Annotated in this window: 23 protein-coding genes and 1 pseudogene; 20 read left to right on the plus strand and 4 right to left on the minus strand. The window is 46.0% G+C overall.

Translation table 11 applies throughout. The features are described from left to right. Positions 1-37: 37 nt before the first annotated feature. The 7 genes from C1I60_RS11095 (at position 38) to C1I60_RS11120 (ending at position 5,709) form a co-directional block, all read left to right on the plus strand. Positions 38-835: an aminoglycoside phosphotransferase family protein gene (locus C1I60_RS11095; RefSeq protein WP_137061767.1), complete on the plus strand. Its 798-nt coding sequence runs from the start codon at positions 38-40 to the stop codon at positions 833-835. 246 nt (positions 836-1,081) lie between these two features. Beyond that, on the plus strand, positions 1,082-1,879 hold the full coding sequence (locus C1I60_RS11100) for a hypothetical protein (RefSeq protein WP_137061768.1): 798 nt from the start codon (positions 1,082-1,084) through the stop codon (positions 1,877-1,879). A gap of 148 nt (positions 1,880-2,027) precedes the next feature. Next, positions 2,028-2,429 (plus strand): GNAT family N-acetyltransferase, encoded by a 402-nt coding sequence (locus tag C1I60_RS11105; RefSeq protein WP_137061769.1) that lies wholly within the window; start codon positions 2,028-2,030, stop codon positions 2,427-2,429. Positions 2,430-2,699: 270 nt separating this feature from the next. Beyond that, positions 2,700-3,176, plus strand: coding sequence for a DUF6933 domain-containing protein (locus C1I60_RS11110; protein ID WP_137061770.1), 477 nt, complete (start codon positions 2,700-2,702; stop codon positions 3,174-3,176). Then, a complete protein-coding gene (locus C1I60_RS11115; RefSeq protein WP_137061771.1) occupies positions 3,116-3,508 on the plus strand; it encodes a GNAT family N-acetyltransferase in 393 nt (130 codons plus the stop codon). Before C1I60_RS11110 ends, C1I60_RS11115 begins: the two co-directional genes overlap by 61 nt. Positions 3,509-3,825: 317 nt before the next feature. Beyond that, complete coding sequence (locus tag C1I60_RS26435; protein WP_434784392.1) at positions 3,826-3,966, plus strand: DUF6979 family protein; 141 nt, start codon at positions 3,826-3,828, stop codon at positions 3,964-3,966. A gap of 543 nt (positions 3,967-4,509) precedes the next feature. After that, on the plus strand, positions 4,510-5,709 hold the full coding sequence (locus C1I60_RS11120) for a multidrug effflux MFS transporter (protein WP_137061772.1): 1,200 nt from the start codon (positions 4,510-4,512) through the stop codon (positions 5,707-5,709). A 150-nt stretch (positions 5,710-5,859) separates the two neighbouring features. Here C1I60_RS11120 and C1I60_RS11125 read toward each other — a convergent pair whose 3' ends face one another. Beyond that, the gene (locus tag C1I60_RS11125) at positions 5,860-6,579 is read right to left on the minus strand and encodes an SDR family NAD(P)-dependent oxidoreductase (protein ID WP_137061773.1); all 720 of its coding nucleotides are present in this window, start codon (positions 6,577-6,579) and stop codon (positions 5,860-5,862) included. A 558-nt stretch (positions 6,580-7,137) separates the two neighbouring features. Between C1I60_RS11125 and C1I60_RS25570 the strand changes: the two genes are divergently transcribed. The 3 genes and pseudogenes from C1I60_RS25570 to C1I60_RS11135 all read left to right on the plus strand — a co-directional run bounded on the left by C1I60_RS25570 (position 7,138) and on the right by C1I60_RS11135 (position 9,992). Further along, positions 7,138-7,710: a hypothetical protein gene (locus C1I60_RS25570; RefSeq protein WP_252361677.1), complete on the plus strand. Its 573-nt coding sequence runs from the start codon at positions 7,138-7,140 to the stop codon at positions 7,708-7,710. A gap of 4 nt (positions 7,711-7,714) precedes the next feature. Then, a complete protein-coding gene (locus C1I60_RS11130) occupies positions 7,715-8,995 on the plus strand; it encodes an AraC family transcriptional regulator (RefSeq protein WP_252361706.1) in 1,281 nt (426 codons plus the stop codon). A gap of 129 nt (positions 8,996-9,124) precedes the next feature. After that, positions 9,125-9,992, plus strand: a pseudogene (locus tag C1I60_RS11135) (NAD(P)/FAD-dependent oxidoreductase). A gap of 81 nt (positions 9,993-10,073) precedes the next feature. Here the strand turns inward: C1I60_RS11135 and C1I60_RS11140 are convergent. Both C1I60_RS11140 and C1I60_RS11145 read right to left on the minus strand, forming a co-directional pair. After that, a complete protein-coding gene (locus C1I60_RS11140; RefSeq protein ID WP_137061774.1) occupies positions 10,074-10,922 on the minus strand; it encodes a sulfurtransferase in 849 nt (282 codons plus the stop codon). 74 nt (positions 10,923-10,996) lie between these two features. Continuing rightward, entirely contained in the window at positions 10,997-11,941 is a 945-nt protein-coding gene (locus C1I60_RS11145) for a DMT family transporter (protein WP_137061775.1), read from the minus strand. Positions 11,942-12,148: 207 nt separating this feature from the next. Here C1I60_RS11145 and C1I60_RS11150 point away from each other — a divergent pair, with 207 nt between their 5' ends. From C1I60_RS11150 to C1I60_RS11190, 8 genes are all read left to right on the plus strand, one after another. Continuing rightward, entirely contained in the window at positions 12,149-13,054 is a 906-nt protein-coding gene (locus tag C1I60_RS11150; RefSeq protein WP_137061776.1) for a DUF8580 domain-containing lipoprotein, read from the plus strand. Positions 13,055-13,165: 111 nt separating this feature from the next. Further along, positions 13,166-13,879, plus strand: coding sequence for a 2,3,4,5-tetrahydropyridine-2,6-dicarboxylate N-acetyltransferase (dapD, locus tag C1I60_RS11155; protein ID WP_137061777.1), 714 nt, complete (start codon positions 13,166-13,168; stop codon positions 13,877-13,879). Positions 13,880-14,065: 186 nt separating this feature from the next. Further along, entirely contained in the window at positions 14,066-15,205 is a 1,140-nt protein-coding gene (locus C1I60_RS11160) for an N-acetyldiaminopimelate deacetylase (protein WP_137061778.1), read from the plus strand. Positions 15,206-15,275: 70 nt separating this feature from the next. Beyond that, positions 15,276-16,385, plus strand: coding sequence for an ABC transporter ATP-binding protein (locus tag C1I60_RS11165; RefSeq protein WP_137061779.1), 1,110 nt, complete (start codon positions 15,276-15,278; stop codon positions 16,383-16,385). Beyond that, a complete protein-coding gene (locus C1I60_RS11170; RefSeq protein WP_137061780.1) occupies positions 16,375-17,187 on the plus strand; it encodes an ABC transporter permease in 813 nt (270 codons plus the stop codon). The genes C1I60_RS11165 and C1I60_RS11170 overlap by 11 nt, the downstream gene beginning before the upstream one ends. Next, the gene (locus C1I60_RS11175) at positions 17,177-17,998 is read left to right on the plus strand and encodes an ABC transporter permease (protein ID WP_025685655.1); all 822 of its coding nucleotides are present in this window, start codon (positions 17,177-17,179) and stop codon (positions 17,996-17,998) included. Before C1I60_RS11170 ends, C1I60_RS11175 begins: the two co-directional genes overlap by 11 nt. Beyond that, a complete protein-coding gene (locus C1I60_RS11180; RefSeq protein ID WP_137061781.1) occupies positions 17,995-19,068 on the plus strand; it encodes an ABC transporter substrate-binding protein in 1,074 nt (357 codons plus the stop codon). The genes C1I60_RS11175 and C1I60_RS11180 overlap by 4 nt, the downstream gene beginning before the upstream one ends. A 224-nt stretch (positions 19,069-19,292) precedes the next feature. Continuing rightward, on the plus strand, positions 19,293-19,508 hold the full coding sequence (locus tag C1I60_RS11190; protein ID WP_137061782.1) for a hypothetical protein: 216 nt from the start codon (positions 19,293-19,295) through the stop codon (positions 19,506-19,508). 75 nt (positions 19,509-19,583) lie between these two features. On the opposite strand, the gene C1I60_RS11195 is transcribed toward C1I60_RS11190, so the two are convergent. Beyond that, on the minus strand, positions 19,584-20,747 hold the full coding sequence (locus C1I60_RS11195) for an aminotransferase A (protein ID WP_137061783.1): 1,164 nt from the start codon (positions 20,745-20,747) through the stop codon (positions 19,584-19,586). A 185-nt stretch (positions 20,748-20,932) separates the two neighbouring features. Between C1I60_RS11195 and C1I60_RS11200 the strand changes: the two genes are divergently transcribed. After that, complete coding sequence (locus C1I60_RS11200; protein ID WP_252361707.1) at positions 20,933-24,295, plus strand: DUF8508 domain-containing protein; 3,363 nt, start codon at positions 20,933-20,935, stop codon at positions 24,293-24,295. 188 nt (positions 24,296-24,483) lie between these two features. Continuing rightward, complete coding sequence (locus tag C1I60_RS11205) at positions 24,484-25,014, plus strand: GNAT family N-acetyltransferase (RefSeq protein WP_137061785.1); 531 nt, start codon at positions 24,484-24,486, stop codon at positions 25,012-25,014. Positions 25,015-25,159: the final 145 nt, after the last annotated feature.

Consider the following 25,159-nt stretch of genomic DNA (forward strand, 5'->3'; position numbering starts at 1 on the left):
TGAGAAATATATTGTTGGTTTAAGAGGAGGAAGGAAATTGACGGAACACGAGGAAGTCCTTTCTGGAGGAAACATTAATAACGTAGTTAAGGTAGGAGAAACAGTCCGACGTAATGCTAAGCCAAATCCTTTTGTACATAAATTGCTTAAACACCTTGAAAAAGTTGGCTACCCCTACTCTCCTAGATACATGGGCATAGATGAGAAAGGGAGAGAAATCCTATCTTACCTAGAAGGCGTAGTTTCAGGAAACGATTACCCTGAAATTGATAGATATATGTGGTCAGACGAGGTCTTAGCCGAGCTGGCTAAACTCTTAAGAAGCTACCACGATGCAACTGTAGGATTTAAAACATCTACACAGTCAATAAATGAGTATCCAGAGCCGTCATTACATGAGGTTATCTGTCATAACGATGTTGCATTGTATAACGTTGTGTTTAAAGAGCAACATCCTGTAGGCATTATTGATTTTGATATGGCGGGGCCAGGGCCGCGTATTTGGGATATTGTTTACACATTGTATACATGTGTTCCACTTACAACGTTTTCCCCAGGAGAAGATGATAGAGTAGTTGTTGATTACAATAAAGAGAGTCATGCAGCTACGCGAAGGAGACGTATTGAGATGTTTTTCAATTCTTACGGCATCCAAGTGCCAAGTGATCTTAAGCAGTGGGTAATTTCACGTATTAATTTTATGTGTACTACACTATCCGACCGTGCTGCAACTGGTGACACTGCGTTTATAAGGCTAGTTGAAGAAGGTCATTTAGCTCATTACGTGAATGAGGTTAAATTTCTCGAACAGCATTTTAATGACTGGTGGTACTAATCGAATCGAATGAAAGAATTTGAAAGCTTCTCATTGAAGGCACTGACATCCAATAACATTGTATTCACGCAGCGGTCCGGCTGACGCTATTTCTTGGCCCGCCAGAGGAGTCCAGAAGAGAAGCTGCGTCAGGCGGACAATCCTCACCGACTAACCGCGTCGCGGCCGGGCCTTTGGTCCTTAAGTCGGTGAGGATTCGTGAATACGGGAACGTTAAGTGAAATTACTGCAAAGAGGAGAAGTCCTATGGAGTCGGAAAATATCATCAAAAAGATTCAAGAAGAAATCAATAAGACAGGATTTCCTCTTGAACTAAGAGTTTCGAAGCTTTTAAAAAATAGAAGGTACTTCGTAAATCATAGTGCCTATTACATTGATGAAGACGAAGGAAAGTCTAGAGAAATTGATATACTTTCGCACTTGAATAGAATCTTTAGGGACAAAAAAACCAATCAAGATATATACGTTAGAAACGTTTTAGTTATTGAGTGCAAGAAAAGCGATAATAAACCTTGGGTATTTTTGGAGTCAGGAGTTGACGAATATGATGATCAGGATTTAGAGGAATTGTTTGTATGGAATTTCGAAAATACCAAGCCTTTTGGATTGATTTCAACAAACTATATTAAAGAAGTACATCCTTTTAAAGGTTATGATTATAGAGCTCGAAATTTTTTTGAAGCCTTCAAAGGATCAGAGACAGGAGAGACAATATTCAAAGCTCTAACAGCGGCAGTAAAAGCAAGCTTATATTATGGAAAAGATAAAACAAAGGATGACATATGTATTTACTATCCGATGGTCATATTTGATGGGCGAATGTTTCAGGCAATATTAGATGATGCAGATAAAACTAACGTAAGTGAAATCAACTCTGTTTTGTTCACTTTTAAATACAAATCTTTGAATTATGAAAGAACCTTTACAATACCGATTTTAAGAGAAAATTATGTTGAAGAGTTCTTAGAGAAGCTAGAACAAAGCTTAGAGGTTGCCACTAAGCAAGCAGAAATGATTAGAAATAGATTTAGTGATTTCGAGTAGAACAGTAACATCAACTAACATAATATTCACGCATTGGACATTCGTCCTCGGTCCAGCATTCGCCGAACACCCAGCATACGCTGGGTCGTGAATACAGGAACGTTATCCGATACTCCAAATCAAAACACAAAAAGATAGGAGCAATATTATGACAATCATGTTCAAAGAAATAAAAGACATTGATAAACAAGCAATTCAAGAACTGTTTCACTCGGTGGACTGGAAATCAGGAGATTTCCCAGAAGATCTTAGACAAGCAATAAAAAACTCGCATACGGTTATTACTGCATGGGATGATACCAAATTAATTGGCTTAATAAATGCACTGTCTGACGGAGTGATGACAGTATATTTTCATTACATGTTAGTACATAAAGAATATCAATCATTAGGAATTGGAAAGAGAATGATGGAAAAAATGCTTAGTCGATATTCTAATATCAAAACAAAAGTGCTTATATCCTATGATAGTGCAGAAAAATTCTATGGAATATTTGGATTTAAGCCAGAAGAAGGAACTAAAGCCATGTTTATTTCAGATATGGTATAGCATTTTGTGAGTTTATCAGAGAAGTTGGGAGCATCAGACAACAACATGTTCATGCGTCATGGCATCGGCCCCTTGGTCCGAAAGAAGTTAGAAGTTAAATCGAAGAGGAATTTCAGTAGCGAGGAAGCATAGTCATCGGACACATCCGCCCCCACCTAACCGCGTCGCGGCCTGTCGCATACGCTCCTTTAAGGTGGTGGGACGTCATGAACACAACAACGTTATCTGAAACCATTGCAAACCTGTAAATCAATAACAAGGAGAACAATAATGTACGTTATAAGAGCGACACAAAAACTGCTAAAAGAAATGGATTATAAAGTACAAAAAACAGATATATCTGTTCCGTTAAATACATGGCATGCCAATATGTTTACTTTGAATAGAAGAAAAACAATCGTATTCATGAATGACTTATCAAGATTAAGTTTAACGATCGTAGGAGTTAAAAAGGCACAATTAAAAAATGTAGAAGAGTTATTCGTTAATGAACTAAGAAATTATTTAATGAGTGAGGAAATCGAAGAAAAAGTAATCAGCAGGTATATCGAAGAAAATGAAGGTATGATTATCACAACTACTAATAATCGAAGTGTGATAGGAACATTAAATGAAATTATCTATACGATGAAAATCATAGAGCAAGAATTTAATGAAGGAATAGAAAGAAATCAACGGAAATACAAATGGCCAGCTTTGATGAAGAATCAAAACATTTCAATAATAACGAAATCGGTGGTCCACTAGGATATGATTCCATAAGCTGGCAAGAAGAAATGATGCAAAAATGTGAATATTTCAAGGTGCTTTTTAATGGAGAAATAATAGGGGGGGCTTTGATATTTATAGAAAGTAGCCAAGTTCATAATATAGGAAGAATTTTTATTGATCCGAACTTTCAGAATCAAGGAATTGGTATGAAAGTAATGAAAGAAGTTGAAAGGATTTTTCCAGATAACAATAAATGGTGGCTTGATACTACTAGTTGGAGTGTCAAGAATCATCACTTCTATATAAAGTGCGGATTCACCAAAGTTAGAGAAGAAGATGATCTATACATTTTTGAGAAGATTTTATGACTTGTTGAACATAATTTTAACAGTTCGAACGTTTAATTCAAGACATGTCGAATATGTTTTTGATAAAGAAAATTAAAGAAAAATTCACTTCCTGTGTAAAAGGCATATCAGATAATTAGTTATAAACCTCTTCAAAAATTATTGAATGACAGGGATTTCGTCTGCTACTATGTTTCGATCTGAAGATTGGAATGATCTACATGGTAACTTATCAAAGAAGAAGTATTGAAGTACGAACCTGGGAACGTTTGTAATGAGTAAGATTGTAAGCAAATGACATTGGAACGATCGCAAAGTAATATTTTTAGGGCGTTGTTATGCGAATTGAAGGGATTCCAAAAGTATTAGAAGACATTAAAGAACTATGGAACAAGGTTACTAATAAAAGTGGAATATCACACAATCAACAAATGGATGTTGTAAAGTTGCTCTATAAGAAGAATTACATACAAGGATAATCCTCATGGTATTTTCAGGGATGGAATTGCAACGCATAACATAATATTCAAGCAACGGCTTATATTAAAATGATATAAAGAAGTTTGTTCTGGTTTCTATAATTTATTATCAAGTATTTCTTTCTACACAAAAATGATGGACAGGATTGAAAAGGTACAAACAGCATTCAAATATATAAATAGATGTAGGCATATTATCTAAAGATCATAAAGGACTCCTCGGATTGGATATTGATTCGGTTAAGTACATACGCCAATATATGTGTAAATGCTTTCAACCATATGCTTCGTGGAATTGAATTGCTACTCATCCGTTTAGAAAACCCGGTGACAGTGAAGAGAGGTACACGGAACATTATATCAAACAATTTATGAAAGGCTTCAATAATCTGATATAATAGCTCTTAGTTTAATCCCCCCTTATTACGAAGAAATGGTGAATAATATGCTTTCTTTTTCCAGACTAATTAAATGCAAACCCCCAATCCCCTAATGTCTTAGCCAGTCGGTTGAGATTTTTAAATGATAAGGGGGATATTGGCTGTGCAAAGAAAAATCTCAAAACATATATCGTTATTATTATTAATCATACTTGTCGGTTTTCCGCAAATTAGTGAAACGATCTACACACCTTCGTTACCAGACATCGCCCGCCATATGGCAACGAGCAGCAATGCCATCCAACTTACGCTCAGCATATATTTTTTGGGCTTTGCCTTAGGGGTATTTTGTTGGGGCAGGCTGTCAGATTTGATGGGACGCCGCCCGTCGATGCTGTGGGGCATTTTCGTCTATGCCATAGGCAGCCTGGGGTGTTATGGGTCTTCATCGGTCGAATGGCTCATGGTATGCCGTTTTATTCAGGCTTTTGGCGCCAGCGCTGGCTCTGCCGTAACCCAAACGATACTGCGCGAAAGCCTGGATGGGGCGAAGCGTCATGCAGCCTTTGCCCAAATCTCGGCCGCACTGGCGTTTACACCTGCAGTTGGTCCTTTTTTGGGCGGATGGATTGATCAGGCACTCGGCTTTCGAGCGGTGTTCTTCACGCTTGTATTAATGGGCGTGGTCATCTGGCTATATGCTTGGGCACGGTTGCCTGAAACCCGACTGGAGGCGACTCAAAACGTCAGTATGTTGTCCGTGGCAGTGCGGTTGATGAAGGATCGCAGAGTATGGCGCTTTGGCTTGCTCATCGGAACTGCCAACGGAATTTTGTTCAGCTATTATGCTGAGGCTCCGTTTATTTTCATTAATTTTTTCGGGCTGAGTGCTGGCACTTTCGGATGTCTGGGTATCTTTGTCGCGCTATCGTCCATTGTGGGGGCAATGCTGTCCAGAAGACTGCTGCCCGCAATTCAAGCGGAACGAATTATTACTCTCGGCTGTGGTGTATCAACGATCGGGGCGCTTAGTCTTGCCTGTCTAGCGCTTTACGGAATCGAAGCCACGCTGATCGACCTTGTGCTCACGGTATTCTGCATATTCGTCGTCCTGCTGGGTATCGGCATAGCTCTTCCAAACTGTCTGAGCATGGCCCTCGTGGATTACCATGATGTCCTTGGGACCTCAGGAGCTATGTTTGGACTCGGCTATTATTTGCTGGTGAGTATGATTACGAGCGGCATGAGTTTGATTCATAACGGCTTGCTACTTACGATGCCTTTATACTTTCTTGTACTGGTCCTGTCCATGCTGTTGGTCAGTTTGATGCAAAATCCCAAGGAACAACAGGCAGCAACATAGCCAAGCGTTTCCAATGCAGCAAGGAACCATCCAACCAGCCTTCCTGCATTGTGAAGGAAACACAAAAGCCCGCGTCGGACGCGGGCTTTTGTATTTATTTTCCCCTGATCCCCACGGGGCTCTTCATAATCAATTGTGACGGATTCCCGATTAAGTGTTCATATCCTTTATTGCCGGAATATTAATTTCTTTAACGCAGGCTGCCTTGGACAGGTTGACTATGCATTTTACAATGGAAACCATATCCGCTAGGGGGATACGTGTCCCATTATATTCGTCAAGTGCCCGTTCACTTCCCTCTTCATATGGAATTTCAGCTGCCAGCTCCCCCGGGTTGATACACGTAACGGCAATGCCGTCGTGTCTTGTATGTTCTCTCAAGGCCTCCGTGATCCCTCGAATCGCAAATTTGGAGGCGACAAAAGCAACCTGGGTGTTGTTTGCATTATTCAGACCAGCTGTAGAGCCAATGAGAATAATTTTTCCAGCTTTGGATTGACGAAGATGAGGTAATAACGATTGAATACATACAATGGCTGAGGTGACATTTACATGTATCAGTTGACTTATATCAGCAGGCTCATCTTTGTCAAATGTGTAGTGATCTTCAAAGCCTTCCTTTTCCCAGATTCCGACATTGTAAATGAGAACATCCAGTGTGTCGTTCCCGAGTTTATTGACGACAAGTGTGGCTGCGTTGAGATCAGACAGATCTGCCTGTATCCATATTCGTTCTACACCATCGTTCAGCTTCAAGTTGTCAGGCTTGGTGCGAGAAACTACCCAGACCTTATCGCCCTGTTGGGGCACACCCCTGACAAATGCATCTCCTAATCCTTTGCTTGCACCGAACACAAGATAGGTTTTCATTTCTAATTCTCCTTTTTTACGCACTTAATAGCCAAAATATGTTTCTGCGCCTATTCCTCCCTGGTAGCCACCGGATTATCCTCATAGCTAATCCAATCGCTCCAGCTTCCATAATACAGCACTTGCAAATTTTACGTCCAGTTTGAAGTGATTGAGTGATATTGAAGGTCCCCACCGACTGATATTTTAACTTGCTAAAATTACGCTGATGTCCTTAAAAGTTTGATTTCTTGCTTCATCCGTACAACTTTCGCTGAGCCAAAATCAGCTCAATAGTACGTGAAGCTAAGGTTTGGTGTCAGAGTCAACTCCAGCAATGGGGTGCTGCTTTGCCCAACTATATCAAGGCTTATTTGTCGATCTCATGCTGCGATAGTTGAGAGTTATAGTTATAATAATAAATGGACTATTGTACTTACTGCATATTGAGTTCACTAGATTATATATAACTGATGATTTTTAAGGAGCTGAGAAGCCATCTTACATTTAAATGAACATCTTGTACTATGGAACAAGGCATCTATTAAAATAATGGATATTCGCCATATCACTATGCAAATGAAGGAGGAACTCCACTCCTACCGGTTCCCTACTAGCTGTTTCTTATACACGGTGCGTGGCAATGCTGTTATGCAGCTGGATGGAAATGATCATCAAGTCACACGATTCCATATTTTGCATGGTGGAAAGGGGTGTTGCCTGAATATTTTGCCTGTTGAAGAAGTCCTTGATTATTATATGATTTATTACAAAGCCAGCATCCCGCTTCCTGAACGTCAGGACATTCTGGACTTGATGGAACACAGTAATCCCTTCAGGCTTCAATATGGCTTTGCACCTGATCATCCTGTTTCCTTATCGGACAAAGTACAATACATGATGACAGCATGGGAAGAGCAAGGATCATTGGAACAGTTCCATGTGAAGTCATTATTTTATCAATTTGTATACGAGTTGCTATGGCAAATCCACAATCGGTGCGTGCCTGCAACAAAGCCAGACCAGATCGCACAAATGAAATACTATATGCAGGAACACTATGCTGAACCCATTACAATGGACCTGTTAGCAGAGCTTATGGAGCAGTCCACGACACTTATCAAGACTATTCAAACGCCAGACTGGTTATAGTCCAATTCATTTTGTCATTCAAATCCGCATGAACAAAGCGAAGGAACTGCTGCTTGCTACGGATGCTACTTTACAAGAAATTGGCAAGGCTGTTGGTTATCCGGATGGATATTATCTTGCTAAAATGTTCAAAAAATATATGGGCATTGCACCAATTCGTTATCGAAAGCAGCATGCAAGTCCTAATGTGCCATCGACAGTGGCACGATTAGGTATTGTAGAGGGTCGGACTTCCTTATATATTGATAATGATTATCATAATCAGCATATATTTGAGGAGGAATTATTGATGTACAGAAGTAGAAAGAAACCCTTAGCTATCACATTATTACTTTGTTTAACCCTATTACTCAGCGCTTGTTCAAGTGGTGGGGCAGGAAGTCCTTCAGCAAATGAAGGCGCTCGGAAGTCAACAAACCAGGTAGAGGCCAACAGTTCAAATAATACAGCTACACCATCTCAAACGAAGACCGTAACCACCATAAAAGGGGATATTGAAGTGCCGGTTAATCCACAACGAGTAGTTGTCCTGTATTTAATGGGTGATTTACTTGCATTAGGTGTAAATCCTGTTGGGATCTCTTCTGTAGAAGAAGGAGCAGCTTTTGCGAGCGAACTGGATGGTGTCACCTCCTTGGGTGCATTCAAGCCAGACCCGGAAGCAGTAACTGCGCTTAATCCCGATCTCATTATTGTTACCAATGAAGAAATATATGAGGGGCTTAAAAAAATTGCCCCTACAGTATACATTCCTTATGATCTGCCAGTAGAAGAACGTCTGAAATTGCTTGGAGAAATTCTAGGTAAAGAGGGACAAGCTCAGGAAATGCTAGATAACTTTCACAAAAAGGTTGAGCAAAGTAAGGAAAAACTTAAACAAGCAGGTATTTTGGATAAAACCGCGACTATTATGGAAAGCAACAAAGGTTCTATGGCTGTAATGACAGGCTTGGGTTACGGACGGGGTTCGCAGATTATTTATCAATATTTAGGGATGAAAGCACCTGAAGTCTTGCAACGCGAAATTGAAAACGCAAGGAACGATGCGACTAGCAAGGACGTTTCTTATGAAGTATTACATGAATATGTAGGTGATTATATATTCCGTTCTAGCTTTGAAGGAATGGTAGATCTGTCGAACAATACCATTTGGAAAAACCTCCCAGCAGTCAAAGAAGGACGTCTGATTGATATGAGCTTTGGTTTATTTTTCTACAATGATATTTATTCGCTAGACAAGCAGCTTGACTTTATTGTGGATAGCTTGCTTAAAACCGTGGATTAATTGGACAGTCACTTTTCTATTTACACAATATGTTTTATGCTCTCCGTTCAACCACGCAGATCACTCACCACCGGATTTTTCTCATAATTAATCTAGTCGCTCCAGTTGCACTCAAAGGAGGAGTCATTATTGAATAAACAAAAAATCGTGATTATTGGAGCAGGGATTGTTGGGGCGTCCCTGGCCTATCATCTGGCCAAACGAAATCAAGATGTAACCGTTATTGAACGACACTCCGCCCCTAAGGGAGCAACTTCACCTTCAAAAATTAAACCTGGAGCAGCTTGAGGCATTGGAGCCGAATCTGAAGGAATATCCGGATGAAGCGATGTATGTCAGCGAAGAAGGTGCTGTAGACCCCATAGGGTTAACGGAGCTGTTGTTGAGCAAAGCGCGGGAGTACGGAGCCAAGGTTCAGTTCGGTACCAACGTTACACAACTGCAGCAAGAAGATTCCCGCCTGGTCGGCGTCCATACGTCCAAGGGTTTTCTGGAGTCGGATGTCGTGGTATTGGCCGCAGGTACAGGCATACCCGAACTTTGCAACCCGTTAGGTTGTCCCGTGCCGGTAACGTCGTCGCCTTCCATTCTGATTCGGATGAAAACTGCGAATAAACGGATACGTACATTAATCTCAAATGCGCAATTTGAAGCGCGTCAACTGACGGATTATACGCTGCTGGCTGCGGAAGATTATATCGACGAGTCGGAGGAAAACGGACCAGAGGCGGTCGGTAAGCGAGCGTTCGACACGTTGCGTCGCAGTCTGAAGGACGGGAATCAACTGGAACTGGAAAGCATAAAGGTCGGGATGAGACCCATGCCTGAAGACGGCTATCCGATCGTGGGCTTCCAAGATCACATAAAGGGACTTTATCTGGCGGTGATGCATTCTGCGATTACGCTGGCGCCGCTGATTGCGCATCTGGCTGTAAGTGAAATAGTCGATCGGGAATCAAGAAGTGAATTAGACCCTTGTCGACTCTCCCGATTTTAGGACCACTCGAAAACGTAAAAGAGTACATCGCTACATGAGCGATGTACTCCAAATTACATACTGTATATCTGCTTAAGCCTTCTACTCTTCCCCAGTCGCAATAGAATTCTCACTGTAAGAAATCCAATCGCTCCAGCTTCCTGGATATAACCGCACCTTACTAAATCCTGCCTCATTTAAGGCCAGCACATTCGGGCAGGCGGATACGCCAGAACCGCAATACACGGTAATTTCTGCATTCCGGTCAAGGCTGGCAAAGTGCTTTTCCAGTTGTTCCACATTTTTAAATATACCTTTTTCGTCCAATACCTCTTTCCAAAAGAAATTCACTGCACCAGGGATATGCCCTGCTGCTGTATCTATAGGCTCTTCCAACCCAAGGTAGCGCGGACGCTCTCTTGAGTCGATCAATGTATAGGAGCCGACAGGAAGCGAGCCTGCGGACACACGTCGCACTTCTTCCATACTTGCGAGCATTTGCGGCTGTACCTTCGCTACAAAGGTCGAGGGAATGCGAATCGGCTGGTCTGCCGTGACCGGGAACTTCGCTTCCTTCCAGGAGCTGTAGCCTTCTTCCAGCACATACACCTGCTTATGACCCAAGTAACGCAGCAGCCACCAGAAGCGGGAGGCCATCATGCCGCCTTGATCGTCGTAGGCAATGATGCGTGAAGCTGCGTTGATTCCGGCGCGACTCAGGCGCGCGGCAAGTGTGTCAGCATCGGGCAAAGGATGGCGTCCGCCGTGCTCCCCCAGAGGAGCGGTGAGGTCTTCCTCCAGATCGAAGTGAACAGCTCCTGGAATATGATCTTCATTAAATTGAGTTCGTCCCGCTCCGGCTTGTCCGAGCAGGGAGCGGCAGTCGGCGATGATGATATCTGGCTCATATAGTCTAGCTAACAGCCAGCGTTTGGATACGATGGATTTCAAAAGGGATTCCGCCTTTCCTTTTTATCATTAAGATTATTCAATTGAGTACCGTGCATGAAAATGGGGTAAATAAGTTAAGAACCTGTCTTAAGGGGAAGCTCGTTGTCGGGCAATTCACTTTGGTGGACGACTTGCTTCTTGAAATCTGTTCCGTATCGGATAAAAATCCATACCCCGAACAGGATGAAGAAGCCTGCGCCAAATTGTAAAACAGAAAGTTTTTCTCCCAGCAACACCCAGGCTAGCAAGGAAGAAATAACGGGTTCGCCGAGTACTGCCATCGACACCGCGGTGGCGTTAATGTATTTGAGCAGCCAGTTAAACAGGTAATGGCCGAACAGTGTGGGCACTATGGCGAGCAACAGGAACAATCCCCATTCCCGTGGTGCATATCCGGTAAAAGGAATGGCGTTGACCATATTATACAGCGCAAGCGATGTGGCCGCGATGGCGAATACCCAAAAGTTATACACAAAGGCGCTCAAATGCTCGCGCAAATGCTTGCCCATCAGCATATGGATAGAGACGGCTACCATACCCAAGAAGGACAGTGCATCTCCGAGCAGGGCTTGTCCCGAGGCATGAAAATCTCCGGCTCCGATCGCCAGCGAGCCAACAAAAGCCAGGCCCATTCCGATGAGCATAGCGCGGTTTGTGCCTGTACGGAAAAACAAAAAAGAACCGAGCATGACAAGGATCGGCTCCAGTGTCATAATAACGGTAGAGCTTGCAACTGTGGTCAGTCGCAGCGAGCCCATCCAGAGCAAGAAGTGCAGCCCTAGTGCAATACCGGACCAAAGGATCAACATCCATTGCTTGCGGCTCAGGCTGAATAGCTCGGTACGGTATTTCCAGATCAGAGGCAGCATGATCAGATTGGTCAGGTACAAACGGTACATAGCGATGACGGACACCTCGGCTTCAGACCATCTCACGAAGATCGAGGAGAACGAAATAGCGATAATACCTACGATGTACAGTAATTCAAAGGAAAATGACGGTTTGTGCGCTTGATTCATGTGACAGCTCCATCCAGTACGGAAGAGGAATAATACGTGTACGATTCCTTCCATCGGTATCTCGAAAATTAGGTTTAATACAGCCCATTATACCGTACCTGACATCCGCGTGGAATATAAAAAGCGATGCAGGAAGAAGGATTTTAGTATGGAGCTGCGTAGAACTTTTGCCGCACAAACTCGTCTATCATAGTGGAGGTGGATTTTATGAAAAAACGCAACACATTTTCAATCATACTGTTAACTGTAGTGTCAGTGCTGGCTCTGTCAGCCTGTGGAACGAAACCGCAAACCAATAATACCGCACCTCAAGGGGCAGACCAACCGCAAACGCAACAGCCACAAGTGAAACCGGAGCCGATCGCCGAGCCGGAGGCCAAAAAGGGAACAGGCGTATACAACGGAGCCGCTGACCCGCACACGGTTGAAATTGAAACCAATGGCGAAGCCCAATCTTTCCAACTGGGTGACGGACTGGACACGGTGGTGGCCGGACTTGAGGAAGGCGATTCAGTCGCATTTGAATACAACGAAAAAGCAGTAGAAGGCGACGCGGTTGCCAAGCAACTGATTTTGACGAAAATTGAAAAAACAGAAGCTGCAACAGGCGGCACGCAAAACGGCAGCTCCAGTCAGGCAGTAGGTGGTGAGCGCCCGAAAACGCAAGTTTTTGAGCTTAGCCTTGAAGGGAAAAAAGAAAAGCAGACAGCTACATTGGCAAAAGGAGAGGGTTATTCACTGTATGTGTTTGACCCTATGTCCCTGTTTCCTGATCAAAACCGCGTAGCCTTGGCTGTAGATGATAACTATTACGCTGAAATTACGAAGCTGCCTTCCGATGTTAATCTGGACGAGCTTCAAAAAGAAGGCGAAAAGGATCTGGCTTCCATCGGTAAAGCGGTGAAAATAGATAAAGCCAAAGTGCCTCAAGCTCTGACCAGCAGCCGTTTGTTCCTGCAAGCGAACGGTTCGAAGGTCACACGCCAATATATTGTAGTAGAAAATAAAACTGGCGGCTTCATCGTGAAGGTAAACATTCCTCAGGGTGAGTCTGCCGAGGGCTTCGAATCCTTCATATATACATCGCTGGACAGCCTACAAGCGAACAAGTAACCCGAATCCATAATTGCGAGACCTGTACTTTTGTGCTATAAAGGATGAGAGAATAAGATTATTCCGGCTTGCGAAGTCGTATGAAGCGATGAAGGAGTTGTTCGATTTACTATGTCCATCGAAATGAACACACAAGAAGTCATCAACGTGATTAAAAACAGCAAGAAAAAGACACCTGTTAAAGTATATGTAAAGGGGGCTTTGGCTTCCGCATCATTCGGTGAGAATGTTCAAGCTTTTATTTCCGGAGACAGCGGCGTTGTATTTGGCGATTGGGCCGACATCAAGCCCGTTCTGGACAGTGTTAACGCAAATGAAGAAGACTATGTGGTGGAAAACGACCGCCGCAATTCCGCAGTGCCTATGCTCGATCTGAAAGGCATTAATGCCCGCATCGAGCCAGGCGCGTATATTCGCGATATGGTTGGTATCGGTAATAACGCAGTCATTATGATGGGGGCAGTCATTAACATCGGTGTCACCATTGGTGAAGGCACAATGATTGATATGAATGCTGTACTGGGCGGCCGAGTTAAAGTAGGTAACATGTGTCACATCGGTGCAGGCGTAGTCCTTGCGGGTGTTATTGAACCTCCATCTGCACAGCCTGTTGTGGTAGAAGACGATGTATTGATCGGTGCGAATGCAGTCGTATTGGAAGGCGTGCGAATCGGTAAAGGTGCAGTCGTTGCAGCCGGAGCTGTCGTAACCGAAGATGTACCTGAATACTCCGTAGTTGCCGGTACACCTGCACGCGTGATCAAACAGGTCGACGATAAGACCAAATCAAAAACTGAAATCTTGAAGGACCTGCGCGTTCTGTAAGATTGAAAAAAGAGTTTTTAAATGTACAAAAGGTGAACGATTCCTTGTCAGTGGCATGATGCATTGACAGAACAATTTAAGGACGAAGCACAACGGACAAGGCTCGGCGGCTGCGCCGGGCTTTTGTCCTTTTGTTCTTTTGTCTGATAAACCTGATAAGTTAGGAAAAGGAGGCGGATTAGCGGAATGAGTACGGTCGATTATCGTTCTTTTGTTCAAATACGAAGGGATTTGCATCAAATTCCCGAGCCTGGTTTTGAGGAATTTAAAACGCAGCAGTATCTGCTGAGTTATTTGGCAACGCTCCCTCAGGAGCATCTGGATATTCGTACATGGCGTACTGGCGTACTGGTGCTGATTCATGGAACGGCTCCTGCACGTCGATATGGATATCGCTGCGATATGGATGGTTTGCCAATTGTGGAGGAGACGGGCTATGATTTTCGTTCAACCCATCCCGGCTACATGCATGCTTGCGGTCATGATTTACATATGACGATTGGATTGGGTATTGTTTCTCACTTTGCAAACCACCCGATCAAGGATGACCTGGTTGTATTGTTTCAGCCTGCCGAGGAAGGACCGGGCGGAGCGTTGCCGATGCGCGACAGCGCAGAATTGGCAGACTGGCTACCAGATGAAATTGTCGCGCTGCATGTTGCACCCGAATATCCTGTTGGCACGATTGCGACTCGCCCGGGCATCCTATTTGCCAATACGTCGGAGCTTTTCATCGTCTTGAAGGGTACGGGCGGACATGCGGCATATCCGCACAAGGCTAATGATATGGTGGTGGCGGCCTGTCAGCTGGTTGGACAATTGCAAACAGTTGTAGCACGTAATGTGAATCCACTGGATTCAGCAGTCATTACGATAGGCAAGGTCAGCGGCGGTACGAAGCAGAACATTATTGCGGAAACAGCCCGTCTGGAGGGTACGATCCGAACGTTGTCAGCCGATACGATGACACTGGTTAAATCACGGATTGAAGCGCTGGTGCGCGGTGTTGAAGCTGGGTTTGAATGCCATGCAGAAATTCATTATGGCTCAAATTACTTGCAAGTGTTCAATGAAGCCAAGGTGACAGAGGAATTTATGAACTGGGTCCGTGAACGGCAGGATGTACAGCTCATTGAATGCGCGGAAGCGATGACCGGAGAGGATTTTGGATATTTTCTGGAGCGGATTCCGGGTCTGATGTTCTGGCTTGGCGTCGACACGCCTTATGGTCTGCACCATGCCAAGCTGGAGCCTGCGGAGGAAGCCATTGGGGTGGCGATTCGTGTATTGACAGACTATTTTGCATGGAAATCTCAAGTTCAATGATAGGCTCTGAATAAATAGGTTTAATGAAGTGAATGAAATGGAATGAAGTCGAATGTTGAGGGAGGGTGTTATGGGAGAGCAAACCATCATCCGATTCGAACGGGTGACCAAGCAATATGACAACGATCCACCGGTGCTGGCTGATGTCAGCTTTGAGATTGAACGTGGCAAATTCTATACGCTGCTGGGGCCCTCCGGCTGCGGTAAAACGACAATTTTGCGTATGATTGCGGGTTTTGCAGAGCCGACGGAAGGCTCGATTTATTTGAATGACAAGCTGATTAATCGTGTTCCGGCCAATGAACGGCAGGTTAATACGGTATTTCAGGACTATGCCTTATTTCCACATCTGAATGTGTTTGAAAATGTGGCTTTCGGTTTGCGGATCAAAAAGATGAACAATAAGACCATTCAGGAGAAGGTTGCGCAGGCATTGTCCTTTGTCAATCTGGAGGGCTACGACGAACGGGAAATTTCTGAAATGTCCGGAGGGCAACGCCAGCGTGTCGCCATTGCACGGGCCATTGTCAATGAGCCGGACGTTCTGCTGCTGGATGAGCCGCTGTCTGCACTGGATTTAAAGCTGCGAACAGAAATGCAGTATATTTTGCGTGAAATGCAGCAGCGTCTTGGGATCACCTTTATTTTCGTTACGCATGATCAGGAGGAAGCGCTGGCCATGTCGGACGAGATTTTTGTCATGAACAAAGGGAAGATTGAGCAGAGCGGTACCCCGAATGATATTTATGATGAGCCGATCAATCGGTTTGTTGCCGATTTTATCGGGGAATCCAACATTGTTCCAGGACGCATGATTGCGGATTATCAGGTGGAGTTTAACGGTCGGCAGTTTGAATGTGTCGATGGAGGATTACGCCCGAATGAAGCGATTGAAATTGTCATTCGACCCGAGGATTTGGAGATTACAACCGTTACAGAGGGCAAGCTGCGAGTAAAGGTGGATACCCAGTTGTTCCGTGGTGTTCACTATGAAATTAGCTGCTATGATGATTCCGGTCAGGAGTGGCTGGTGCATTCTACCAAAAAGGCGGAGCTGGGCAGTGAAATCGGCCTCCATTTTGACCCGGAAGCGATCCATGTGATGCGGTTCGGGGAAACAGAGGAAGAATTTGATCGGCGTCTGGAGGCCTATGAAGAGGTGGAGCAGCATGTCCGGTAATACAAGAGCAGCGTATCTGCTGCCTTACTATTTATGGATTGTGCTGTTCGTAGCAGCCCCGGTCGTGCTTGTATTTTACTATTCGCTATTTGATGTAGACGGTCATTTCACGTTCAGCAACTATGCTCAATTTCTGACCCCTGTCTATTTGAGCATGACGCTTAGCTCATTTTGGTATGCGTTCTTGATTACGGTATTTTCGCTGCTCGTCGCTTATCCGGCTGCGTATTTGCTGACCCGAACCAAGCATAAGCAACTGTGGCTATTGCTCATTATTTTGCCGACATGGATTAACCTATTGCTTAAAACATATGCTTTTATCGGGATTTTTGGTACTTATGGTCCGGTGAATGCTGTGTTGGGCTTGGTCGGATGGGGTGGTCAGCAATTATTGTTTACCAGCTCCAGCTTTGTGTTTGTATCGGTTTATATTTTTGTGCCGTTTATGATTTTGCCCATCTATAATGCGCTGGAAGGGTTGAATCCTTCACTGCTGGATGCCGCGCGTGATCTGGGCGCTTCCAAGTGGACGGCGTTTCGCCGGGTTATTTTCCCATTAACGCTATCTGGTGTGCGATCCGGGTGTATGGCGGTATTCATCCCGGCGCTATCGCTGTTTATGATTACCCGTCTGATTGCGGGCAACCGTGTCATTACATTAGGGACGGCGATTGAGCAGCATTTTCTGGTCACACAGGATTGGGGCATGGGCTCTACGGTAGCGGTGTTCCTGATTTTGGCGATGGCGATTCTTATGCTAATTACCTCGGGAGCGAAACGGAGGGTGCGGCATGGCAAATAAAAACCGATTCGGGAATATTTATTTGGTGCTCGTCTTTCTTGTGTTGTATGCACCTATTTTGTACTTGATGTATTATTCGTTCAATAGTGGTGGGACGATGCACCAATTTGAAGGGTTTACGCTCCAATACTACAAAGAGGTGTTTGCCGACACCCGCTTGATCATCATTGTCATTAACACCTTGGTTATTGCGTTGTTATCGTCTGCGCTGGCTACGATTATTGGCATCATGGGAGCGTTGGCTATTCACCAGATGCAGAACCGTCGGGTTAAAAATACACTGTTGTCGCTCAACAATGTGCTGATCGTGAACCCGGACGTCATTATTGGCGCATCCTTCCTCATTTTGTTCACGATGGTGGGGATCAAGCTGGGCTTTTACTCGGTGTTGTTGTCCCATATTGCATTTAGTGTGCCGATTGCCGTCATTATGATATTGCCGCGGCTTCAGGAAATGAGTCCATCACTGGTGGATGCGGCCCGGGATTTGGGTGCCAGTCGGATGGATGTGCTGACCAAGGTGATTTTACCTTTTATCAAGCCGGGGATTTACGCAGGCTTCTTTATGGCGTTAACGTACTCGCTGGACGATTTTGCGGTGACCTTTTTTGTGACAGGCAGCGGCTATTCTACCTTATCAGTGGAAATTTACTCGCGTGCCCGCCAAGGGGTTTCCCTGTCTATTAATGCGCTGTCCACGCTCATTTTCCTGTTTACCGTGCTGTTGGTGGTGGGCTATTACTTTATTATGCGCAAGGCGAACCGGAATGGGAAAAAGGAGCCTGCGGCGGAAATGGGGGTACCTAGATGAAGTCGCTTGTACGCGTGTTTCTGTCGATTTTTATCATCTCGTTCGGTCTGATGGGGGTGGCGGCCTGGCTCAATTCCAGTCAAGGCTATTCCGGTGGCAATACGCTGACGGTCTACAACTGGGGAGACTATATCGACCCTGATCTGCTGGCAAGGTTCCAGAAGGAGACGGGGATTACCGTCATTTATCAGACGTTCGACTCCAACGAGGCGATGCTGACGAAAATTGAGCAGGGAGGAACATCGTTTGATGTAGCGGTTCCTTCGGAGTATGCTCTGGCTAAAATGAAGCAGGAGCACCTGTTGCTCCCTTTGGATCACAGCAAGCTGCCGAATTTGAAGCATGTGGATGCTCATTTTCTGAACCTTTCGTTTGACCCGAAAAACCAATACTCTGTGCCGTATTTTTGGGGTACGGTTGGGATTGTGTTCAACCCGGAGCTAACGAAGGGCATTGATTTTCATAGCTGGGACGGTCTGTGGAATCCAAAGCTGCGTAACAACCTCCTGCTGGTCGATGGTGCGAGGGAAGTCGTGGGTATGTCGCTGAACAGTCTCCACTATTCCTTGAACGATACGAATGAGGCGCATTTGCAGCAAGCTTTAGCGAAGCTGGAGAAATTAGCGCCCAATGTCAAGGCCGTTGTTGGTGATGAGATTAAAATGCTGCTGGCTAACGAGGAGGCTGCTGCCGGTGTTGTGTGGTCCGGCGATGCGTCCGAAATCATGGACCAGAACGACAAGCTGGACTACATCGTGCCGGATGAAGGCTCCAACCTGTGGTTTGATAACATGGTTATTCCGAAAACCGCTACCCATGTGGAAGCGGCCCATAAGTTCATCAATTTCATGATGCAGCCCGATGTAGCCGCCCAAAATGCCGAGTTTGTAGGCTACTCCACACCAAACGCGGATGGAAAAAAGCTGTTGCCAGAGGATATATCCGGTGACGAGCGCTTCTATCCTCCATCTGAGATTACAGATAAGCTGGAGGTCTACGACAACCTTGGCAAGCGGATGCTGGCTCATTACAATGAATTGTTCCTGCAATTCAAAATGCATTTAAAATAGAGAGTGGCGGCGCATGGATTCAGGTTTGAGCTTTAAAGGACGCTGCGGAGACGGATGGTGCTTCCCATCGCCACCGCCCCCGGATTTCCGGAATGAAGCCTGGGTTTAGGGGGAAATCCGGGGACAAAAGCGACCGCTTACGCTTGTCCAGCACCATTCCGTCCCCTCCGCTGCGCCGTGCTTAAAGCACACGAATGAATCCCACGCCGATGTGGGAGTAGTAGGTGAACGAACAGGCCCTTGAACCACCTGTACAGGTGGTTCAAGGGCCTGTTTTATGTTTACTCACCGTGCAAAGCGGTGAGAGGGGTACTTCTTTTCCCCTGCGCCCCACATGCTCAAAGGAATTTGGTGACTTTAAGGCGGGTAGTAGCGAAGCGGGCCATTTGAATCTGGAGAAGCGGCAGCGTTCGCCTTTGCAGAGGGATTCTTACCACTAAATGTCTTATACAATCCAAGAATCTCTCAGCAACAGCGATCGGAAGATCAAATGGCCCGCGAAGCCTCCTTCCACCTTAACTCCCCACAATTCCTTTAACAAACCCCTCTATTTTATCCAACCCTTGCTCCAGCACATCCTGTCCATAAGCATAGGACAACCGAATGTATCCTTCGCCATAGGAGGAAAAGGCATCTCCCGGCACAACAGCCACTCCATGCTCTTCCAGCAGCTTTACGGTGAAATCCATTGAGCTTAAGCCAAAATGGGCGATGGAAGGAAAAAGATAAAAGGCCCCCTCCGGCTTTTCAAGCGGAATGCCCATGTCGGTTAGCCTTCCGTGCACATAATCACGGCGCTTGCGGTATTCCTCGCGCATCGGAAGTGCATCGTCGACACCGACGGTCAAGGCTTCCAGCGCAGCATATTGGCTAATCGAACTGGCACAGGTCACGTTGTATTGATGAACCTTGACCATGTGCTGTGTAATTGCAGCAGGTGCAAGTGTGAAACCAATACGCCAGCCCGTCATGGAGTGCGATTTGGATAAGCCGTTGATGACGATGGTACGCTCTTGCATGCCCGGAAGGGCTGCAATAGACACGTGTGGCGCATCGTAAATCAGTTCGCTATATATTTCATCTGAAATGATAAACAGATCACGGCCTCTCAGCAAATCTGCGACGGCTTCCAGCTCTTCGCGGCTCATCACTCGTCCGGTTGGGTTTGAAGGATATCCGAGGATGACGGCTTTCGTCCGTTCGGTCAAATACGGCTCCAGCACCTCGGCGGTCAGCTTAAAGCCGCTATTGCGGGTGTCAGCCAGCACGGGCACCCCACCTGACAAGCGAATCAATGGCTCGTATCCGGGGTAGATGGGCACAGGCAAAATGACTTCGTCACCGGGTGACAAAATCGTGCGCAGGGCAATATCCAGCGCTTCGCTGGCTCCGTTCGTTACGATAACCTCATCCTGTCCACGGTAATTCAGTCCGTATTTATGGGATACAAACGCCGCTGCCGCTTCCCGCAGTTCGGGCAGTCCCGGGTTTGGCGTATAGGACGTGCGTCCTTCGTTAATCGCCTGGTGGGCAGCTTCCATAATATGCGGAGGGGTAGGGAAATCCGGCTGTCCAATCGTTAAGGACAGGGTTCCGGGCAATGCGGCAACCTTATTGGCAATTTTGCGGATGCCGCTGATTTGAATGTTTTTAACCTGATCGTTAAGCAAATGCTCCATAGCGTGTGTGCCACCTTTTTCTGTATTAGAACAAGTTTACAATAATTTGATCTCATTATGCTACGGTGAGAACTATTCATTTTACATAATTCAGGTACTGGTTTGACTAATTTATGGTATGTTTAAACATGGAATATATATTGTAAGCGTGATCATATCTAAAATTGGGAGGAGCGCGTCTTTTGATGAAACAAGAATACATAGCAGTAACGTTATCCAGGAAATTAAAAAGGTTTGGAATCGCATGGCTCAGTGCGGCACTGGTGCTGTCGGGTGGAGGTCCGGGGCTACTGTCCGATGGAAAAGCTTCAGCCGAACCAGCGCCTATAGTAGAAACGGAGGTGCAATCATTACCCACGACTGTGGGGGCCAGTGTATATGCAGATGTCTATGTGCCGGGTAAGCTCCGTATCCATGATATACAGGGATCAGCCCATCGTTCACCTTATGAGGGGAAAAAGGTAACGGATGTGGGAGGAATTGTGACGATGGTGAAAGGAAGCAGCTTCTTTATCCAGGAGGCGGACGATAAGGTGGATCAGGATGAAAAAACATCCGAGGCCATTTTAGTGTACAAGCCCGGCAGCGGTGTGCAGGTTGGGGATGAGGTATGGGTAAGCGGCTCTGTGAAAGAATATACAGAAAGAACCTATGCCAGCAAGCCAGTCGACCTGACGACCACGGAAATTGTAGCTTCTTCAGTTTCGGTGATCGCCAAGGACCGTCCACTGCCGTCTCCGATTTTGCTTGGAAAAGAGGGGCGTGTGATGCCGACATCTGTTGTGGATAATGACGGAATGACGGTGTTTGATCCAGAGGAGGATGGTTTGGACTTTTTTGAAAGTCTGGAAGCCATGCGTGTAGAGTTGAAGGATGCACGAGTCATCGGCCCTTATGGTTATGAAATTCCGGTCAGGATTGATAACGGGACGAACACAGGCGAGGTATTGACCGAAGCAGGCGGCTTGATGCTGACCGAAGAAAGTCTGAATCCGCAGCGGATTTTGATCGACGCCAAACCTGCGGTTCCGTTGAAAACAGGGGATCGTTTTGCGGGTCCCATCACGGGAATTGTGAGCTATAGCTTCAGCAATTTCAAGCTGTTGCCGGAGCGTCTGCCTGATATTGTGTCAGGGGGTCTCCAGCCAGCCTACACACGTCTGGTACAGGATGATCGTAAGCTGACGGTCGCTTCCTTTAACGTGGAAAATTTCGATCCTGGTGACGGAAAACGAATTGACCAGCTCGGACAGGCCATCGCCGTGAATTTGAACCACCCGGATATCGTAGGGCTGTTGGAGGTTCAGGACAATAACGGCGAGAAGGATGACGGCACCACAGATGCTTCAGAAAGCTTTCGGGTATTGATTGAGGCGATTCGTGCTCATGGAGGGCCGGAGTATGCTTTTACAGATATAGCACCTGAAAATAATAAGGATGGCGGCGCTCCCGGCGGCAATATCCGGGTCGGATTTCTCTACAATCCGCAACGTGTCACGCTGACGGATAAGTCGAAGGGAAATTCGGTTACATCGGTGACCTATGGAGAGCAGGGGCTTTCTCTCAATCCCGGTCGTATTGATCCGCTGAATGCGGCATTTGAATACTCACGCAAGCCGTTGGCCGCTGAATTTGAGTTTGACGGTCAGCAGGTGATTGTGATTGCGAACCATTTTAATTCCAAGGGGGGCGATCAAGCACCATTCGGAGGGATTCAGCCACCCGTACGAAGCAGCGAAATACAGCGGGCGAAGATTGCAACGATTGTGAATGGTTTTGTGAAGTCGGTGCTGGCTCAAAACCATCAGGCGAATATCGTCGTATTGGGAGATTTAAATGATTTTCAATTTTCCGAAACGCTCGCTTTGGCCCGGGGACAGGAATTGACGAATTTGGTAGATAAGCTGGATGAGAAGGAGCGATATTCGTATATTTATGAGGGGAATTCGCAAACACTGGATCATTTGCTGGTCAGTCCGTCCATAAGTAAATCATCCGTGCTGGATATTGTTCATATCAATGCGGATTTTAGCGCGGCGGACGGGCGGGTAAGTGATCATGATCCATTGGTTGCTCAAATTGACTTGCCACGCCAAACAGTGGAACCGCCAACAGAGGGCGGGAGTGGTCGGAATAAAGATGATGATCAGCAGGAGAGTAATAGCAGCAATAACACTGGGAACCATAGTAGTGGTAACGCGAGTGGAACGACGATTAACGGACAGGGTGAGACTGCGAATAGCGGGCAGAATGGTAACGGTTCATCAGGTGTTAATGTGGTGCAAGCCAAGTCCATAGTAACAGAGCAAAACGGACTGAAGAGAGCAGTCGCACAGGTACCAGCCGCTGACATACAAAATGCGATTCGGAACGGGGCGAACGGTACGCTCGTCATTCGTGCAGGAGAGCAAGCGGATGCTAAGCTATTCGAAGTGAATCTAAACGGAGATGCTTTGGGTGCTGTTTTGAATGACCGTATTCACACCCTGCGAGTAGAAACGCCACAGGGAGGCTATGAAGTAACAACAGGTCGTTTGTCTGTTCAAAAGCTGGCTGACACCTGGCAGGTGCCTGTACAACAGATTTCCTTGAGCTTTACGGTTACGCCGAACGAAGGATTGGCTAATCGCACAGATATTCCGGCAGAGCGCAAGCTGGTGCGAGCTGTTGATGTTGTGGCGGAGTTACGAAGCGAAGATGGACGCAAGCAGTCGTTGGCAGGTGGCGATAATTCCGGTAAAGGGTATGAACGTTATCTTCTACGTGTTCCCGCAACGGTAGACATGGGTCAACTTGCTGTAGTGAAGGTATCCACCAACCAAGTCGGACAGTTGTCCTATCATCCGGTTCCGTTTACCGCTTCTGGTGAGGAACTGACTGTGTATGGACGTTCGGGAGGAACCTATGTCGTGCTGGATGGCGGGGGAGCTAATGTAAGCAGGTCGTTCAGCGATATTTCCGGTCATTGGGCGCAGCAGGACATTACACGCTTGGCAACTCGTCTGATTGTGGCAGGGGCAAATCAATCAACGTCCACCGCGAATGAGACTGGTGAGACGGGTTTATCGAACGTTCGCTTTGAGCCGAATGGTCAGGTACAACGCTCGGAGCTGGCTACGATGCTGGTTCGTACGCTTGGACTGGAGCATTCAGATCGCATGGTGAAGGGCTTTGACGATGTGCAGCCGGAATTGTGGTATGCAGATTCGGTGCGTACCGCAGCCGCTGTTGGACTGATCAATGGCTATGCAGACGGCAGCTTCAAACCTGATGCCCCGGTATCGAGGGAGGAGCTGGCTGTGATGGTAGAGCGAGTCCTGCACTTCGCCGGGACTGCGGAAGATATAGCGGCAGGAAGTGTCTCAGCGTCATTATCGGATGCACAAGCCATTTCTACATGGGCAGTTCCGGCTGTCAATACTTTGTCCAACATAGGCATTATGAAGGGAGACGGGAAAGGCCGTTTTGCTCCAACTGCATCGGTGACGAGGGCAGAAGCAGCGGCTGTATTATCTCGAACTCTGGATAAGCTGAATTGGGAACGGTAGTATAATGATTGGAATGTTAGATTGATTGACTTCCTGCGGTAGTTAAGTTATCTTTTGTTGGAGAAGTAGCAGGGGAATATAGCAAAAGCTAGACATACAGAAATTAAAGTAACACCGTGGAAAGTAAGCGATCCTTAAAGGATGGTTTGCTCTTTATTGTTATCAAATATCACCGGGGAGGAATCACCATGTCTAATGAAATAGCAGTTTATCCTGTTCAAGCTCTGAACGAAGCGCTGACAGATACACTGACCCGGTTGTTGATCGACGTAGTGGCGGACGGTGCCTCCATAGGATTTTTACCGCCATTGACTTATCAGGAAGCAGCAGCTTATTGGAATAGTGTCCTTCAGGACGGTGTAGTTCTGTGGATTGCGGAGAAGGACGGCGTGCCTGTGGGGACTGTGCAGCTTCATCTGGCTACAAAGGCCAACGCCGCTCATCGTGCGGAAATTGCGAAGCTTATGGTGCATCCGTCCGGGCGCAGGCTTGGGATTGCACGCCAACTGATGCAGGCTGCAGAAGAGGAGGCGCTACGTCAGAGCAGAACGCTACTGGTGCTGGATACGCGGGTAGGTGATCCTTCCAATAAGCTATATGAATCTATCGGATTTGTGGAAGCAGGCGTGATTCCAGGGTATGCCCAATCGGCTGACGGTCACCTGCACGCTACCCGATTTTATTACAAACCACTCAATCCGTACCTGAGCCGTTGCTGAGTATTTGGCGAATAACAGTGATATATACAGGTAATAATAGCTTGTTATACAATTATATTTGCTTTTTTAACTATTTGACTGGAAAAGTAAGGGAATGAGAACGTATAATGAAGTGGAGACCGTCTAAAGGTTCTCATGATGCCAA

It is taken from the genome of Paenibacillus terrae, from assembly GCF_005217525.1.
GTDB classification, from domain to species: Bacteria; Bacillota; Bacilli; order Paenibacillales; family Paenibacillaceae; genus Paenibacillus; species Paenibacillus terrae_C.

Coding starts and splice junctions, on each gene's coding strand:
- C1I60_RS11100 (WP_137061768.1), top strand. CDS start 1,082: ATGGAGTCGGAAAATATCATCAAAAAGATTCAAGAAGAAATCAATAAG.
- C1I60_RS11105 (WP_137061769.1), top strand. CDS start 2,028: ATGACAATCATGTTCAAAGAAATAAAAGACATTGATAAACAAGCAATT.
- C1I60_RS11110 (WP_137061770.1), top strand. CDS start 2,700: ATGTACGTTATAAGAGCGACACAAAAACTGCTAAAAGAAATGGATTAT.
- C1I60_RS11115 (WP_137061771.1), top strand. CDS start 3,116: ATGGCCAGCTTTGATGAAGAATCAAAACATTTCAATAATAACGAAATC.
- C1I60_RS26435 (WP_434784392.1), top strand. CDS start 3,826: ATGCGAATTGAAGGGATTCCAAAAGTATTAGAAGACATTAAAGAACTA.
- C1I60_RS11125 (WP_137061773.1), bottom strand. CDS start 6,579: ATGAAAACCTATCTTGTGTTCGGTGCAAGCAAAGGATTAGGAGATGCA.
- C1I60_RS25570 (WP_252361677.1), top strand. CDS start 7,138: ATGAAGGAGGAACTCCACTCCTACCGGTTCCCTACTAGCTGTTTCTTA.
- C1I60_RS11145 (WP_137061775.1), bottom strand. CDS start 11,941: ATGAATCAAGCGCACAAACCGTCATTTTCCTTTGAATTACTGTACATC.
- C1I60_RS11150 (WP_137061776.1), top strand. CDS start 12,149: ATGAAAAAACGCAACACATTTTCAATCATACTGTTAACTGTAGTGTCA.
- dapD (WP_137061777.1), top strand. CDS start 13,166: ATGTCCATCGAAATGAACACACAAGAAGTCATCAACGTGATTAAAAAC.
- C1I60_RS11160 (WP_137061778.1), top strand. CDS start 14,066: ATGAGTACGGTCGATTATCGTTCTTTTGTTCAAATACGAAGGGATTTG.
- C1I60_RS11165 (WP_137061779.1), top strand. CDS start 15,276: ATGGGAGAGCAAACCATCATCCGATTCGAACGGGTGACCAAGCAATAT.
- C1I60_RS11170 (WP_137061780.1), top strand. CDS start 16,375: ATGTCCGGTAATACAAGAGCAGCGTATCTGCTGCCTTACTATTTATGG.
- C1I60_RS11175 (WP_025685655.1), top strand. CDS start 17,177: ATGGCAAATAAAAACCGATTCGGGAATATTTATTTGGTGCTCGTCTTT.
- C1I60_RS11180 (WP_137061781.1), top strand. CDS start 17,995: ATGAAGTCGCTTGTACGCGTGTTTCTGTCGATTTTTATCATCTCGTTC.
- C1I60_RS11195 (WP_137061783.1), bottom strand. CDS start 20,747: ATGGAGCATTTGCTTAACGATCAGGTTAAAAACATTCAAATCAGCGGC.
- C1I60_RS11200 (WP_252361707.1), top strand. CDS start 20,933: ATGAAACAAGAATACATAGCAGTAACGTTATCCAGGAAATTAAAAAGG.
- C1I60_RS11205 (WP_137061785.1), top strand. CDS start 24,484: ATGTCTAATGAAATAGCAGTTTATCCTGTTCAAGCTCTGAACGAAGCG.